The organism is Bacillota bacterium, from assembly GCA_013177945.1.
In the GTDB taxonomy this organism is placed as follows: Bacteria; Bacillota; DSM-12270; order Thermacetogeniales; family Thermacetogeniaceae; genus Ch130.
In genome coordinates, this window is sequence record JABLXW010000007.1 from 13,880 (window position 1) to 28,743 (window position 14,864).

General features: G+C 56.6%; 15 protein-coding genes. 1 reads left to right on the forward strand and 14 read right to left on the reverse strand.

The window, feature by feature from the left end:
- Nucleotide 1 precedes the first annotated feature (1 nt).
- The 12 genes from HPY58_04485 to HPY58_04540 all read right to left on the reverse strand — a co-directional run bounded on the left by HPY58_04485 (nt 2) and on the right by HPY58_04540 (nt 11,005).
- Nucleotides 2-1,216, reverse strand: a complete 1,215-nt coding sequence (locus HPY58_04485; GenBank protein ID NPV28909.1) for a response regulator — start codon at nt 1,214-1,216, stop codon at nt 2-4.
- Between the two features lie 38 nt (nt 1,217-1,254).
- Nucleotides 1,255-2,160, reverse strand: a complete 906-nt coding sequence (cpaB, locus tag HPY58_04490; GenBank protein ID NPV28910.1) for a Flp pilus assembly protein CpaB — start codon at nt 2,158-2,160, stop codon at nt 1,255-1,257.
- Between the two features lie 20 nt (nt 2,161-2,180).
- Nucleotides 2,181-3,164: a hypothetical protein gene (locus HPY58_04495; GenBank protein NPV28911.1), complete on the reverse strand. Its 984-nt coding sequence runs from the start codon at nt 3,162-3,164 to the stop codon at nt 2,181-2,183.
- Between the two features lie 18 nt (nt 3,165-3,182).
- Nucleotides 3,183-3,599, reverse strand: coding sequence for a pilus assembly protein (locus tag HPY58_04500; protein NPV28912.1), 417 nt, complete (start codon nt 3,597-3,599; stop codon nt 3,183-3,185).
- A gap of 6 nt (nt 3,600-3,605) precedes the next feature.
- Nucleotides 3,606-4,151: a hypothetical protein gene (locus HPY58_04505; GenBank protein ID NPV28913.1), complete on the reverse strand. Its 546-nt coding sequence runs from the start codon at nt 4,149-4,151 to the stop codon at nt 3,606-3,608.
- Nucleotides 4,152-4,335: 184 nt separating this feature from the next.
- Nucleotides 4,336-4,509, reverse strand: coding sequence for a Flp family type IVb pilin (locus HPY58_04510; GenBank protein ID NPV28914.1), 174 nt, complete (start codon nt 4,507-4,509; stop codon nt 4,336-4,338).
- 194 nt (nt 4,510-4,703) lie between these two features.
- Entirely contained in the window at nt 4,704-5,228 is a 525-nt protein-coding gene (locus HPY58_04515; protein ID NPV28915.1) for a glycosyltransferase, read from the reverse strand.
- Between the two features lie 62 nt (nt 5,229-5,290).
- Complete coding sequence (locus HPY58_04520) at nt 5,291-5,941, reverse strand: response regulator transcription factor (GenBank protein ID NPV28916.1); 651 nt, start codon at nt 5,939-5,941, stop codon at nt 5,291-5,293.
- Nucleotides 5,913-7,079, reverse strand: coding sequence for a sensor histidine kinase (locus HPY58_04525; GenBank protein ID NPV28917.1), 1,167 nt, complete (start codon nt 7,077-7,079; stop codon nt 5,913-5,915). The genes HPY58_04520 and HPY58_04525 overlap by 29 nt, the downstream gene beginning before the upstream one ends.
- A gap of 106 nt (nt 7,080-7,185) precedes the next feature.
- Nucleotides 7,186-8,610 carry a phosphoglucomutase/phosphomannomutase family protein gene (locus HPY58_04530; protein NPV28918.1) on the reverse strand — a complete coding sequence of 475 codons (1,425 nt, stop codon included), beginning with the start codon at nt 8,608-8,610 and terminating at the stop codon, nt 7,186-7,188.
- Nucleotides 8,611-8,738: 128 nt separating this feature from the next.
- On the reverse strand, nt 8,739-9,485 hold the full coding sequence (locus HPY58_04535) for a DUF421 domain-containing protein (protein ID NPV28919.1): 747 nt from the start codon (nt 9,483-9,485) through the stop codon (nt 8,739-8,741).
- A 332-nt stretch (nt 9,486-9,817) separates the two neighbouring features.
- Entirely contained in the window at nt 9,818-11,005 is a 1,188-nt protein-coding gene (locus tag HPY58_04540; GenBank protein ID NPV28920.1) for an OFA family MFS transporter, read from the reverse strand.
- Nucleotides 11,006-11,810: 805 nt separating this feature from the next.
- Between HPY58_04540 and HPY58_04545 the strand changes: the two genes are divergently transcribed.
- Nucleotides 11,811-13,961, forward strand: a complete 2,151-nt coding sequence (locus HPY58_04545) for a hypothetical protein (GenBank protein NPV28921.1) — start codon at nt 11,811-11,813, stop codon at nt 13,959-13,961.
- On the opposite strand, the gene HPY58_04550 is transcribed toward HPY58_04545, so the two are convergent.
- Nucleotides 13,915-14,604 (reverse strand): hypothetical protein, encoded by a 690-nt coding sequence (locus tag HPY58_04550; GenBank protein NPV28922.1) that lies wholly within the window; start codon nt 14,602-14,604, stop codon nt 13,915-13,917. The two genes, HPY58_04545 and HPY58_04550, sit on opposite strands and share 47 nt — an antisense overlap.
- Nucleotides 14,597-14,845 carry a helix-turn-helix transcriptional regulator gene (locus HPY58_04555; GenBank protein ID NPV28923.1) on the reverse strand — a complete coding sequence of 83 codons (249 nt, stop codon included), beginning with the start codon at nt 14,843-14,845 and terminating at the stop codon, nt 14,597-14,599. Before HPY58_04555 ends, HPY58_04550 begins: the two co-directional genes overlap by 8 nt.
- Between the last annotated feature and the right edge of the window lie 19 nt (nt 14,846-14,864).

Sequence of the window (14,864 nt, forward strand, 5' to 3'; positions counted from 1 at the left end):
GTTAAACAAACTGAGAGCGGAGGCGGCCAAGGAGGCCCCGCCCCTTCTTCTGCCCGTCCCGGCTTTCCCGCTGCTGCACCAAAAGGCAAGTCAGCTGGCGCAGGCTCTCGGCAACCCGGCTCTGGGGGTGGCTCAGGAGGAAGGGCACCCCGCTGTTAACGGCCCCCACCACGAGGCGGCCGTCGCTCGGAATCTGGCTGGTTAAGGGGAACTCCAGGACCTTTTCCACATCCCCGGGCCCGATTCCCATTTCCGGGGTTGCCCGGTTCAAAACAACCTTCACTTTATCCTTGTGGTGCAGGGAATCAAGCACCTCGAGACCGAGCTTCACGTTTTTTAAAGTCGGGAGGTCCAGGGAAGAAACCAGCAGAATCAGGTGGGCATAATCCAGGGCCACCAGGCTCGGATCGGTGAAGATGCCCGGGGTATCGATCAGGATGTAATCATAACGCGTCTTTAAGAGATTAATGACCTTTTCCACAAGGGGTGCAGTCACCAGCTCCGCATACTCGGGGCGGGAGGGGGCCGCCAGGACCCGCAAACCCGAACTGTGCTTCGTGAGATAAGATTCCAGCAGCTCTCCGTCGAGCTGCTGAAACTCCGCTGCAAGGTCGGAAATGGTCTGGCGCGGCATCAGGTTGAGCATGACCGCGACATCTCCAAACTGCAGGTCGAGGTCCAGCAGAACGACGGAGCAGCCGAAATCCCGCACCAGGCAAACCCCCAAATTTACGGCGAGGGTTGTTTTTCCCACCCCGCCCTTGGTGCTGAAAATGGCAATCACCTGGGCTTCAGATCTTCTGCCCGGCAGCAAGGCGCCCTGGGCGTGAAGCTGCCGCTTCTTTTCCATCTCGTAAACCCGGTAAATGGTTGCGGTCAGCTCGTCGCTGGTAAAAGGCTTAACGATATACTCCCGCGCCCCGGCCGCCATCGCCCGGCGCAGGTACTCCTGCTCCCCCTGGACGGACATGATGATAATGGCGCTCCCCGGCACCCGCAGGGAAATGGCCTCGGTGGCGGCAATCCCGTCCAGAACCGGCATGTTGATATCCATCAGGATGATGTCGGGCCGGAGCTTCTCGGCTTTTTTCACCGCCTCTTCCCCGTCCCGCGCCTCCCCGACGACCTCGATCCTGGGCTCAAAATGAAGCAGGCACCTGATGTTTTCGCAGGTTTCGGGGACATCATCTACGATCAAGACCCGAATGGGTTCCAAGCTTTCACCTTCTTCCGGCAACCCTGCTGGTCTGCTGCTTATCTGGAAACGGGACCCTCGAGAGGCCCCTTCTCTTCGGAGGGGCCGGAAACACCCGGACCGCCGCCCGGGAGATTCGGGAGGGACTCGCGGTAGGCGGCAATCTGGCGCCAGCGCTCCAGCTCTGCCTGCCGGTGGAGGCGGTGGTACGCCTCGGGGACCGTCGGCAGGTAAAGGAAGTCCTCCAGCTCAAAGGGCGCCGAAGAAACCTTTCCCTTTTCTACAGGAGAGCGCAGGGCCAGCCTGATGGTTCCCTCTTCATCTGCCAGGACGAGCGGCTTTGCCTCTTCCGGCGTTACGGCAAGGGTCACCGTTTTTACCTCAACCTTTTTCTCCTTCCCCTGCTCCCGGACGAACTCCAGATTTTTGCCAACAGCCAGGACCTCCACATCCTGGAGGGCCACGATGGTGATCACCCTGTCCTCCCGTTTTCCAGGCTCAGTTTTGCCTGGCATCGGCACCTCCACCGTCCCGATGACATCCACCCGGTCCCCGGGCTGCACGTGCCAGCCGACCGCCGTCACCTCGTCCGCAGCCACCGTAACGGCTCGTTTTCCCGGGGGAACAAGAAAAGACAGCCCGGCCTTTGTCTCCGTTTCCCTGACCACGCGGTCGAGGAGCACCTGCTCTCCGGCAACCAGCGGCTCCCGCGTGATTGCCCCGACCACATCCTCCAGCTTCCGGGCAGCGCGGGGGTGAATGTACGCAGCAGGCATCTCCACCACATCCAGCATTTCCCGCGCCACGCGGACTTTTGCCGGAACCCCGGACCGCGCCACAACAACGGAACCCTTTTCCACGTGAGTCCGGGCCTCCTCTGCCAGGCGAAGGTAATAAGAGCCGGCCCCCGCAGCCAGGGCGGCCAGAACAAGCGCAGCCGCAATCATGATTTTGGGACGGGACACGCTTTTCACCCCTCTGTGCTTCAATGAATCAGCCTGACGGCATAAAGACCGTAATCATCCCCGCCGCCCTCCGCTTCCCCCGGGTAAACGGTCCGCACGAAGCGTCCGATCACGTTGTTTTTGTTCCCCTGGCCTTCCACACCCTCCAGGAAGAAAGCGGCAAAGGCGCGGACCTCCACCTTTTTGGGATGCCCGCCCTGTTCTTCCACAACCCTGACAACCGGGACGATTACGAGCCGGGGGCAGTTCCGTGCAAAGTTTTCAAAGGTGCACCCATCTGTACACTGCGCGATGCGGTACGCGACGCCCTCGCTTGTGGGGCCCGACATGTTCCCGCCTTCGGTCAGGATGATGTCACCTACCCGGAGGACCCCCTGGTAGCCGTATTTGATCCTCTCCTCGTAGTCGCGGGCGCCTCCGCCGGGGTTGTTGTCGGGGTCGAGGGCGCCGTACCAGCCGTGCATCCTCCCATCTTCCCCTTCGCTGGCTCCCCCGCTTCCCGCACCCTCTTTCAGGACGTACTCCCGGCCGAAAATCAGCTCCTGCTCTTCAATGCCGAAGGGGACGACACCGGCAGCACCGGTTAAGGGCGCCACCGTTGCCGTCGCCGCAGCCCTCACCTCCTGGCTGGCAAAACCCAGAACCCGGGCAAAAAGAAGCTGGACCGTCCGGCGCGGCCTTACGGTCAGAGAACGGCAGTCATCCGCAACCTCGACCTCCACCTGGTCCGGGGGAACGCCGTTGGCTTCGGCATAAGCCCGGGCCACCGCCTGCGCCTCCTCGGGGCGGGCGGGAAGCTCCTGAACGCCCGCAAGGGCCGCCGCATCTGCGGCATTGACCAGGCGCGCCCGGTGGCTGTAGAGGAGGCCGACATCGGTAACGAGGGCCGTGCAGCCCAGCAAACCGACGAGAGCCAGCGCAACCAGGACGAGGGCGGTCCCTCTCTCGTTCCCGGCCAGGAAAATTACACTAACCTTTACCCGCCCGGCTATTTTTTTCAGCACCTGCGACGACCTCCCCATTCATTCAACCCGCATCGTGGCCGCCGCCGTCACGGGAAAAGGGTTGGGAGCAAGCTCTGCGATGAGCGGCACCACGAGAGGCACGCTGTAATTCACCTCGACGCGGAGGGAATCCCCCCGCACCCGCCCTCCCTCGGGAGGCGCGATCTCGATCTGGAGGCGGGTTTTGTCAAGACCTGCAGCAGCCTGTTCAACGGCGGCCGTGATTTCTGCATCTGTCCCCCCCACCACACCCACCCGTGCCCCCTCCCGGGCGGCCTGGGTGACCACCAGGCAGGCGTGAAAAACCCTGCCGAACTCGATGATCCCGAAAACCAGAAGCAGGAGCACGGGAAGGATCAGGGCAAGCTCCAGAAGGGCCTGCCCCCTGCTGCCGAGGAACAGGAAGAGAATGGAGCAACGCGGCTTTCCCGACATCGGTCTTCACCACCAGGCCGGCAGGAAATTTCCGAACCAGTAGGCCATCAGTGTACCTAAAAAAATCGCCGCACCGTAGGGGAAAAGGGAGCTGTACGGATTCCGCTCCAGCATGAGAAGAGCGCCTGCGGCGGCGCTCCTTTTCCCCACAAGCAAAACCCCGCAGGCGAGAGCGAGCCGCCTGAAAGTGGTCCAGATCTGGCGGCGCCAGAACAAAATCCCCAGCGCGATCACCCCCCCGGCAAGGGCGGTTCCCAGGGCGGCGTGAAAGACAAAGAGGGGCCCCTTCAGGGCCCCCACCGCACCCAGCAGCTTGACGTCACCGGCGCCCAGGCCCCCCAGGGCAAAGGGAATGAAAAAGAGGAGCAGGCCGAGGCCCAGGCCTGCCGCGCTGAATTTCAAACCGGAGAGGCCGCCCCGCGCCGCGTAGAAGATCATCCCCGCCGCAGCTGCAGGAAAAAGAACTTTATTGTAAATCCTGCGCTCCTTCAGGTCTGTGTAAAGGCAAACCGCCAGGGTCGCCACCAGCACGAGATCGGGCAGAACGGCCATCCCCAACCCTCCCCAACTTGTTACACCAAACACCGAATCGCAGAGACGTTGCCTGCCCTCTGGGAGCCGGCATAAGTCCGGCAGGCAAGCTTTCGGATATTCCGCACGCTTGAACTTACGGATAAACAGAGACCCTACCTGGGTAGGGTCGCAACAGGGAGAGGAGCCAACTTTAAATCCCTTTTTATTCTGTCTTTTTAAAGCCTTCTGTAATATTAGTGAACACACTAGCAATTTCTTTCTTTAACGCAAGCAAACTTCCAATCAGGAGCACTGCCACCAGCGCAATAATCAGCGCATATTCACTCAACCCCTGTCCATCTTCTTCCCGCACCAGCCTTGCCAGGATCTCCCGCATCTCCTTCACCCCCTCCGGTCTTTTTTTATTTTAGAGTTCGCTTGATCATCCTCGCACCGCGCCGCAACTCCCGGCTTCCTGCTCTGCGTAAATTGTAGCAAGATTTTTTATGCCGTAAAATCGCCCCTGGGTCGCTACATACCGGGACTTTTACTCCAACTTTTCCATAAGACCTAAGTCCCAACAGGATTCCCTCAGCTTCGCCCGGGCCTCCCGCCCGGTTTTCCCCTTTTGACCAGGGTGACGGCGCAGTGCTCGAAGGGAGCCTGAACTGCTTCCCCCTTTAAGAGGCGCGCCGCGAGACGGGTAATCAGGCGCGGATGGACCTGTCCGGTAAGGTGAAAATAACAGATCACTTCCCCCCGGCAGGCGCGGAGCCCCACCTCAAGGGGCCTGTCGCCCGGCCGGTGCTCTTTCATGAGAATAAACTGGAAGGGAGCCACCCTGCTCAAGCGCTGCAAAATCTCCGGCGTCTCGTCCCGGGAGGCGTCATCCACCACAACCAGCTCAAAGGAGGGCACCAGGGTATGGTAAAAAGAAAAGATGTCCCGAACCAGGCCTTCGATGACCGCAGCCTGGTTCCGGACGATCAGGAGGAGGCTCACGCAGGGGTGCTCCGCGGTGCGGTTCCTGAAAAAGCGGGCCACGCGGCAGGTAAGCAAAATCAGCCCGTAAAGGGCCAGGAGGTAAACAATGCACAAAAAAACACCCGAGGCCACGGCTTTCCCTCCCTTCTCCCCTGCTCCAGTATATGCCGGGAAAGAAGGGAGGGTTAAAAAGGCTAGACTTCCACCATCCGCTTCTTGATGGCGTAGATGGCAGCCTGGGTGCGGTCCTCGACCTTCAATTTCCGAAAGATGCTGGTAATGTGGTTTTTTACCGTTTTCTCGCTGATGAAAAGCTTGCGGGCGATGTTGCGGTTGGATTCCCCGCGGGCAATTAAAGCAAGCACCTCTTTCTCTCTTTCCGTCAAGGCGCTGATCCCGTCGTCCTCGCGCGGGGGTGAGCTGAGGCGGTTGATTTCCCCCAGCAGCCTGCCGGTAACCACAGGGTGCAGGGCAGGCTTTCCTTCCATGACATTATAAATCGCTTTTAAGAGTTCTCCCGGCTCTACATCTTTGAGCAGATATCCCGAGGCCCCCGTCCGGATCACCTCGAGAACCTCTTCATCCTCGGCGACCGTAAGGATGATGATCCTGATTTCCGGAAACTCCCTCCGGATCACCCGGCTCGCTTCGATCCCCCCCGTTCCCGGCATCTTTAAATCCATGAGGATGACATCGGGGCGCAGGGCGCGGGCGAGGTTAATCGCCCCCTGCCCGTCCCCCGCCTCTCCAACCACCTTCAAGCGGGGATCCAGCTCCAGAACACGCCGCAGCCCCTCCCTGATGAGAGGATGATCATCAGCAATGAGTATCCTGATTTCCTCCAACTGTTTCCTCCCCCTCTTCAATGGGAATTGTCACGATAATTTCTGTCCCCTGCCCGGAGGCAGATTTAATCCTCAATTCTCCCTCCAGCAACTGGGCGCGCTCCTGCATGTTCAGCAGCCCATAGTGCTCGCCCCGCGCCTCCACGGCCTGGAGATCGAATCCCTTGCCGTCATCCTTGACCACGGCAACCACCCGCTCTGAAAGGAGCTCCAGCTTCACGACAACCCTGCTCGCCTCGGCATGCTTGATAACATTGTTAAGGGCCTCCTGGATGATCCTGAAAATGGCAACCTCGTAGGTCCGGCCGAGCCGCCTTTCCCGTCCGAAAAAGAGAAATTCGATGGGGAGGCCGTGCCGCTCCTCAAGTTCCCCCAGCAAGCGGCGCAGCCCTCCCACCAGGCCCAAATCATCCAGGGCCATCGGCCGGAGGTCGAAAATGATTTTGCGGATATCCTGAAGGCTGCTTCTCACCATTTCTTTGAGCCGGGCGAGTTCGCTCTTCACCCGGGCCGGGTCCCGGGTCAGAAGCTGTTCGCAGTACTCCGTTCTCAGTACTATATTCGCCAGAGCCTGCGCCGGCCCGTCGTGAATTTCCCGCGCCACCCGCCGCCGCTCCTCCTCCTGGGCCTGGACAATCCGCAGCCCGATCTGCTGCTGCCGCTGCAGACCTTCGAGCTTCAGGTTGATCTCCTGCAGCGTCCCCTGGAGAAACTGGAGCACGACCCCGATCTGGGTCACCAGGGTCTCGGCCTTCTCCACGGTGCGGGTGAGGCGCTTCAGGCTCCGCTCCAGCTCATCCCGGCGCCTGCGCAAGTTCTTCTCCTTTTCCTGGAGCAAAAAGAGCTGAATTTGCACCTCTTTTGCATTGTCGTACGCTTCTCTGATTGCCTCTTCACTGTGCTTGTGGAAATCGCGGCTGACCTCCATCAGCCGGACGCGGGCCTGTTTTTCTAAAAAGGTATAGCGGTCGACTTCCTGAATGGTTTCCAGCGTCTCCTGCTTGATGGCCATAAGCTCCTTTTTAACCCGCTCCACTTCGCTCCGGGCAGTCTCGGCAATATCGAAGATGGCTTCCTTCCCTTTGTCAACGGCCTCGATGGTCTCTTTGACAACCCGGTCCAGCGCCTCCAGTTCCATCCTGCAAGCCCCCTGCCGTTTCACCGGGCAAAAATAAAGAATGGCTTAACTGCGCAATTCGACATAAAAAGGAAACTTCCTGCCAGAAGCGGAAAGAAAAAACAGGCTAAAGTCCCAGGACCCCGCGCGCACTTTCCTGAAGGCCCCGGAGCTTCTCCGGATCGGGAGCTTCAGCATAAATCCGGAACAGAGGTTCTGTTCCTGAAGGGCGTACCAGAACCCAGCTTCCATCCTCAAGAAGAACTTTAACGCCGTCCCTGGTATTTCGTTCCACGACCCGCTGCCCGTTAAGCCGCTCCGGATGCCAGTCCTGCATCCGCTCCAGAAGCTCTTCTTTCCGGGCGGGGTCACACTTCAGGTCAAGCCGGGCGCTCACCAGGCGCCCGTATTTCGCCTGGATTTCCTCCCGGTACTCCCGCAGAGATTTCCCCCTTGCGGCAACCATCTCGAGAATCAAAGCAAGGGCAAGGATTCCGTCCTTTTCCGGGATGTGCCCCTGGACGCTCAGGCCCCCGCTTTCCTCGCCTCCTAAAATGCTGCGGTGCTGGAGGAGAGACTGCCCGATGTACTTAAACCCGACGGGTGTTTCCACAACGGGAAGGCCGAAGGAATCGGCGATCCGGTCCAGCATGTGGGTTGTCGCCACGGTCCGGGCGACCGCCCCGCGCCAGCGCCGGTGCTCGAGAAGATAGTGCAGCAGCATATATAAAATCTCGTTCGGAGTCACGTAGCTCCCATCCCGGTCGACGACTCCAAACCGGTCGGCGTCGCCGTCCAGCGCAAGGCCCAAATCGGCCCCCTCCCTGAGAACTGCCTGCTTGAGTTCGGCCAGGGCGGCGGCTGTGGGTTCGGGGAGAGAACCCCCGCACAAAACATCCCGGTAGTTGTGAATGACCTGCAGGCTCTTACAGGCCCCCCCCAAAAGCTCCTCCACGTAGCCGATCCCTGCTCCCCACATCGGATCGATCACCACCTTCAGGTTCCCCCGGCAAAGGGCCCCGTAGTCGAGCAGCCGCCGGAGGTGGGCCAGATACCCCGGCTTCGCATCGTAGTCCCTGATGAGCCCCCTTTCCCGGGCCGCCGCGAGGGGAAGGGCCGGAATCATCCCGCCGTCCTTCAAAAGCCGGATGTTCCTTTCAATCGCCTCTGTGATTTCGGGGACCGCAGGGCCCGCGTACTCCGGAATAAATTTAATCCCGTTGTATTCTGGAGGGTTGTGGCTGGCGGTGATCATCATGGCGCCGCCCGCCTGCAGCGCCTTGATCGCGTAGGCGGCAACCGGGGTGGGGGTTGCCTCAACGGTGAGCCAGCACGGGACCCCGCTTCCGGCAAGGACTTCGGCCGCGGCGGCAGCAAAGCGCTCCGAAAGGAAACGGTTGTCGTACCCGATCACGATCCCGCGCTCTTCCAGCCCCGCCTCCTTTACGTATCGGGCGATGGCCCGGGCGACAAGCCTGACATTCGTAAAGGTGAAATCTTCTGCAATTACGGCCCGCCAGCCATCGGTTCCGAACCTGATTTCGCCCATCAAAGCAACCCCTTTCTGGATCTTCCTGTCTTCTGTCTAATTATAGTAATTTTTCCTTCCGGCGAAAAGGGTCGGAAAACAAAAAAGCGCCTCGGAATAAAACCCGGGACGCGCTGCCGCCGAAAACCGGCTTAACCTGCCTGATTCTTCTGGCCCGGATCATCCTGAACCTGGGTGTCATGGGTTAGTTCATCCCGCTTCTTGTCGACATAGAGATTCCCCTGGGCATCCAGGCTGGCCAGCATCACCTGCTTGGGAGAGTTGATCCCCTGCTTTTTCAGTTCGCTGATGAGCCAGGCCTCATCCAGGTTGTTTTGCTGGAGATTCTGGTAAATTACCTGACCATCAACGATTAACTCGCTGCTTATCCCTTCGTAAGAGCTGGGAACCTGAAGGTCCTCCCGGGTCACCGGCTTTTTGTGGGACTTCAGCAGGACGCTTAACTGGCCGTTGGGCTCAAGCACCGCAAACTCCACATCGGAGATGTTGAAAACCCCCTTCTCCCGCAGCTGGGCAAGGAGATCGTCAACATTGTAGCGGAGCCGGGCCATGTTCTTTTCCATAATTTTTCCGTTCTGAACAACAATGGTCGGCTCCCCTTCCAGCAACTTCCTGGCAACCCTGCTCTTCAAGGAAACGTAGCCCATCAGGTAGGTTAGAGCTCCAAAAGTAATGAGGGCAACGAGAATCACCCACGGGCTGACCAGGGTATCGATCGCCAGCCCCGCCGCAAGAGACCCGATGGTGATCCCCGTAATGTACTCGTAAAAAGTCAACTGGCTCAACTGCTCCTTTTCCAGGATCCGGGTCAGGACCAGAACGGCAAAAAAGGCGAGAACCGTTTGGAAAATCACTTTGAGATAGAGAGTATAGGGCAAAGCGCCTCACACCTCCGTTAAATTTTCGAAATCAGCGGGATTTAAAAAGGGCTTCCCGCCGGATCTTCTCGGTTACCCGCCGGAAAAGGTCAAAGATCTCCCCCCGCTCCGGAATCCGGCGGAAGACAACAAATTCCTTTTCTGACGCTGCCACCATTTCACCCCCGGGTTTTCAGTCCTTTCCGCTGCTGCTTCCCTCCGAAGTATGACCAGTTTCTCCCCTTTCTATTCCTGCAGGCAGCCTGACCTTTTTCCGGGCCAAAAAAAGACCCCGCGCGCGGGGAGTATGGTGAGCAAAACGGTTTTTTCGGTTGAGCTCTCTTTCTTTACCTTCAGGCTCCTGATGCAGCTTCCGGAGCCTTTGGAGTTCCTGCAAGCCGGATCAGCAAGGCTCCGATCACGCATAATGCGGCAGCAATCAGGTAGGCCTGGTCGTAAACGCCGGTTATATCCACCACTTTCCCGGCAATGATCGGCCCCACAACACCGCCCACACCCCAGGCGGTAAAGACGAGGCCGTAGTTGATCCCGGCATGCCTGGTCCCGTAATATTCGTAAGTAATCGAGGGGAAGAGGGATAAGAGAGAACCGTAGCAGTAACCGGCGACAAGAGCGCCTATGGTTAATGTTCCTGCTGTTGTGAAATTCCTGAAGAGGAACATGTTCAGGGCCTGAATCAAAAGCACAAGGGTCAGGGTATTGACGCGGCCGATGATGTCCCCCACCCACCCCGAAATAACGCGGCCCCCCGCATTGAAGACTGCCAGCAAAGCAACGAGAACAAAGCCGTAGGCAACCCCCGCCTGGCTCTTCGCGATCGTTGCCAGGTGGCCGATGATCATCAGCCCGGCCGAGGCGCCCAGCACGTAGGTGATCCAGATCAGGTAAAAAGCAGGAGTTTTCATCATTTCGTGCCAGTCGTACTCGTGCCTGGCCACAGCCTGGTGCGGTTTTTTCTTCTCCTCAGGGACGGCAGGAGGCGGAGCCGGCTGGTAGTCCTTGGGCGGGAAAACTACGAACTGGGAGAGCAGGACGATTGCCACCAGAAAGATAATGCCCTCGACCAGAAAGGCCCTTGAAATTCCAAACTTAAGAAGATAATTGGTCAAAGGTGCAATGTAAACAGAGGCCAGACCAAAACCGGCGACCACGAGGCCGGAGATCAATCCCCGCTTGTGGGGCCCAAACCACTTCACAGCAGCCGGGGTAGGTGCGGCATAGCCCAAACCCATCCCTGTCCCAAGCAGAATCCCGAAGGCAAGGATTAACATTCCCAGGTTCTGGGTAACACTGGCAAGGAGCATCCCCCCGCCTGCAAAAACACCGCCTAAAGTTGCCACAATCCTGGGCCCCCACTTGTCTGTCAGGCGGCCCGCAGGAACCATGATCAAAGCAAAGACAATGATCGCCACCGTATAGGGCCAGGAAGCGGCAGTATGGGTCCAGTTGAGCTGTTCGATCAACGCCTTTTTAAAGACACTCCAGGAATAGAGCACCCCGAGACAGAGGTTGACCCCCATTCCGGCAAAGGTGACAACCCATCCCCTTGCCTGGCTGTCGCTCACTCAAAACCACCTCCGTTTTTCAATATAAAAAATCGAACAGGCCGTTTCCTCTTTCCTCCCCTGCTTTTTTCTCCTCCCCCCTCTCCTTTGAATATCAAAAGCAAAGATGCCTTTCGCTGATTCCATAATCTTCGAAAAATTAAGAATTCCAGGAAAACAGATTGCACAAATACGAAAGTAATCCGGAAAGCAAATACCAGCGCGTAAAGGAAAACAGGACAAGAGAAGATACGGTGCTGCACAAAAAATTCTGCATGAGGTAAGTGCTTCAGGCAGGTCAGCTTGCAAGGTAGGTGGCTTCTGAAAGTGAGGGTTCCAAGAAGCAAAAGCTCCGATGCTATTTTGCAAAAAGTTTAACAGGTCCCCGCTCAAATGTCAACCGTTTAATTTTCCTGGGGGGTCATCCCCACTTTTTCAGCCCAAACTATTTGCAGCTCCCCGGCTTAAGCTTTCTTCCGGGCACGGAGATCGAAAGAATGGTCCTCGACCAGGGCCTGGTCACGCCCCGGCCATCACGTAGACAAGTTCAAAAAACCAGCCGGGCGGGCGTTCCTGGTTGGATAGGGTATTCGAAGGTCTTGGCCATTGCCTGGTAGCCTTTTCCAAGGGGCGGCTGCTTTCCTCCGGGGCCTGGCTAAAAGAAGCAGCACCGGAAAAGGAGGAGCCTTTACTCCCACTTTTGGATACAAACGGTTGACAGGAAGTCAATCCAGCGCTATAATGCCTATAAGTACCAAAGGCTGGCAGGAGGTTTTTTCCTGTGAGAAGCTATTTGAGAGAAATGCGTCAAAAATCCGGCGTTGCGCTAAAAGCTATGGCAAGGGATCTGGGAATAGATCCCGGGTTCTTAAGCCGTGTGGAGCGAGGACTTGTGAGCGCGCCAGACCACATCATTGAGGTTTATTGCAAACGATTTGGAACGCTACCCGATGACATTACTTCGCCTCCAGAGTTCGGCTATCTACGCGAAAACACCGCACAATACCGTGTCACTCAATTCACCTTTCCTTTTGAATCAAAACCCCCGGCGCCGGCCAGGGCCGATCTTCTGCCAAAGGTTGAAGCCTCTCCTTTACACGATGCACCGCCGGTGTTCTATCTTTCTCATAACCCGTATCTCGCCGATTTAACCGATCCCACGCGGCCCCCAAAATTCGTACCTTTGCCTTATACGAACAACATATCTGCTGGTAAGAACTCTTACGTATACGATGCCCATACATACCATACAAAGGTCCCGCCAGAAGGCTTAAAACTGTTGATTGACTATTATACCCGTTCCGGTGATGTTGTCCTGGACCCGTTCTGTGGCTCCGGGATGACCGGTGTTGCGGCAACCGAAATGGGGCGCAAGGCTATTCTGGTTGATCTATCACCAGCTGCCACTTTCATTACCTGGAATATGCTTACACCGGTTCCTGCGCATCGCTATCTTCAAGCCGTCCAGTGCGTTTTAAAACATGCCGTGGAATTAGAACAAAGGCTTTACAACACTCATTGCCGCGTTTGCGGACGCACTGTTCCCATGCTCTATATGGTATGGAGCTACGGCGTTTTATGCCGCTACTGTGGCCGAGAACTTATTCTTTGGGACGTTGCCCGCGACGAGCGGCCTAGCCCACGTGAAAGCAAGATAAGGACTGAATTTCCCTGTCCATACTGTGGCAAAAACCTGAAGAAGAGACTGTTAAAGAAAACCAGACGGTACCCTGTCCAGGTGGGGTACAAATGCTGCCAGCGAGGCCTGAAAGAAGCGGTTGCTTCACCTGACGAACACGACCTGGCCCTGCTGGCCAAGATTGAAAGTGACGGGATACCAAAGGATTTATGGTACCCCGTGGACCCTTTCCCCGAAGGCGTAAATACCAGACAACCAATCGCGGCCGGGATTACAAGCGTGGATAAAGCTTATACGCCACGAGCACTTTGGGCTATGGCGTATTTATGGGATGTCGCTGCGCGGTGGCCTGACCCTGAGATACGCACAAAGCTTTTCTTCACGCTAACATCTCTCTACCAGCGTGTGACGGTGTTCGCAGAATTCCGGTTCTGGGGAGGGAGTGGAAACACAGCCAACTTCAACGTACCAGGCATAATGAATGAACAAAATGTCTTTAGAGCCTTCGAACGTAAGGCTCATACCATAAGCTGGTATTTGAGCAACGCGCCAAAGGCAGCCCGGCAGTTTCGCATCAGCACCCAATCTGCGTGCTGGCTGCCGCAGATTCCGAGCAAGTCTATCGATTACATCCTGACAGATCCACCTTTTGGAGGCAATATCAACTACTCTGAAATGAATTTCTTGTGGGAAAGCTGGTTACGGACCTTCACCGACAATACGGAAGAAATCATCATCAACGACTCGCAGGGGAAGGGGTTAGAGGAATACAAGAAATTGTTAACAAAAGCGTTGGTTGAAGCAAGGCGTGTACTTAAAGACGATGGCTGGATGAGCATCATGTTTCATAATTCGTCGGCCAAAGTCTGGGAAGCTTTCCAGCAAGCCATTTTTGACGCAGGGTTTGCTATCGAAGGCATACAGATATTTGACAAGAAGCATGGCACATTTAAACAGTTTGTTTCAGAAAACGCGGTCGGTTACAACCTTGTTTTGCACTGTCGCAAGGCAAGAGCACCACAAAGCATAGAAGAAAACGGCAAGGCAGAAGTCCACCGCCAGATAACAGGATTCATCAGGGAGGCATTATCTCGATCTCGCGACCGGTATGTTATAAAGTACAGTCACGTTCCGCGAAAAAAAGAACTGGACTACCGCAAGTTATATGCAGAATGGCTGGCCACTGCGTTGCCGGTGACGCGCATTAACATAAGTTTCGAAGAGTTCCGGTCAATTGTAAACCGCGTTATCTCGGAATACGATGCCGCAAACTCAGTAATTCGTCCAAAGTGAAGGGCTTGGGTTCAATCTGGAGAATATCTGCATTGGCAGGAATCTCGTACAATACGTAAAACTGGCTGCCCCTGGATGTCCATTTGAACTGCGCTGGCCGCGGAGTTGTAATAATATTTCGGCTCTGGCCTTTTGCCTTACCACTGTCACGCCATGTATATTTATCTACGTCATAGATGGGCGGATCGATCTCCCAGTATATGAATTCGCGTCTTCGCAACCTTAACAGGATGCTAATTCGATCCCAGTTTTGGCTGGCTATGGTATTGTACGCGCTTAACACGCGTGCACCGAGTTCGCTTGCGTCGAGGGAGTGTAATTCGTTTTCCTTCAACAACTCATCTACGGGTGGGCGTGCTACAATCAAATCCTCGCGGTATCCCAGGAAATCCCTCGCTGCCCTGCGCTTTTTGCTGATAGCGTGGTCCAGGCTTTCCGTTTTGACTGAGTATCTTATGCCGTTTACGACAACGTCGGGATTCGGTCGATTGTCGCGTTTCCCTGACCAGGTTCCACCTTTTATACGGGCAAAGATCTGCTCCCAGACCGGCCCTGGCATATCGATACCGAAAGGAAGCGAATAGTAAAGCTCCAGCAATTTTTGTGCCTCAATAATTTCTTCGTCCGACAGGTAATTACCCATCGCTGCTCTGGCCCTCCATGTCCAGAGGCGAAACAATCCCTTCAACTAATTCGGCCAAACTGACGCCAAGCGCCCGAGCGAGGGCCACAATGTTTTCCAGGGAAATATTCCGTTCCCCGCGCTCTACCGAGCCTATGTACGTCCTGTGAAGGCCCGCCCTTTCAGCCAGTTCTTCCTGGGAAAATCCGCGTCGTTTTCGCAAGCGGCGAACATTTTGACCAAAAACTTTCTTTGGGTCCATAAACCAATCTTATTACATG